Here is an 853-nt window from a genome sequence, read left to right on the forward strand (position 1 = left end):
AGGAGCCTTGTGGCGTTTTCAGCGGGGCGTCATGAGTTCCGCAGGAACAGCCTCGATGAGTGCGATGTCGGCACTGATGGCGCTAGCCGCCTGCAACAGGTGGGGGAGGTGGTCGCCGGTCAGTGTTTCGATGCTCGTTTCCGCAGCGTGGGCGTTGACGTTGGCGGCCGCGATGACAGTGCCTGACCCGTTGCGGATAGGTGCCGCGATTGAACGGATGGCAGGTCCGAGCTGCTGATCGGTCATAGCCCACCCCTGTGCGCGGACGCGCCGCAGTTCGTCATCCAGCTGAGCACGATCAAGCGGGACCGCAGGTGTGATTCCTGATCGGGAGGGGATGCCCAGGACGATCTCGAGCTCGTCACGCGGCAGCGCAGCGAGGAGCACTTTGCCCAGGGAGGTTGACCCAGCGGGAAATCGTGTGCCGATCGTCACGGTCAGCGTGACGAGTTTCGGGACCGCCACACGCGCGATGTAGACGATGTCGCTGCCGTCGAGCTGCGCAATTGAGCAGCTCTCACCGGTCACGTGCGACAGTTCCCGAAGATGGGATTGTGCAGCTTCCCAGATGCCGGAGGAGGTGACGTAGGCCGTCCCGAGCTCCAGCACGAGAGGCGTTAACATAAACTCTCGTCCGTCCGTGCGTACGTAGCCCAGTTCGCTAAGCGTAATCAGTATGCGGCGGGCTGTCGGGCGCGCGAGGCCGGAAGCCTCGGCGACCTCGCTAAGCGACATCCGGCGCGTTCGGGAGCCGAAGGCTTTGATGACATAAAACCCGCGGGCGATAGCCTCCACAAAGTCCGGACTCCTAGGGTCGACCAAATCTGCTCCTTTATCGCCGTTACGTCAAGTA

1 protein-coding gene is annotated in these 853 nt (G+C 62.6%); it reads right to left on the minus strand.

The window, feature by feature from the left end:
- Positions 1 to 18: 18 nt before the first annotated feature.
- The gene (locus tag AC5RTE_RS17160; protein WP_494042582.1) at positions 19 to 822 is read right to left on the minus strand and encodes an IclR family transcriptional regulator domain-containing protein; all 804 of its coding nucleotides are present in this window, start codon (positions 820 to 822) and stop codon (positions 19 to 21) included.
- Between the last annotated feature and the right edge of the window lie 31 nt (positions 823 to 853).

The sequence above is a fragment of the Arthrobacter sp. K41 genome (assembly GCF_059089645.1).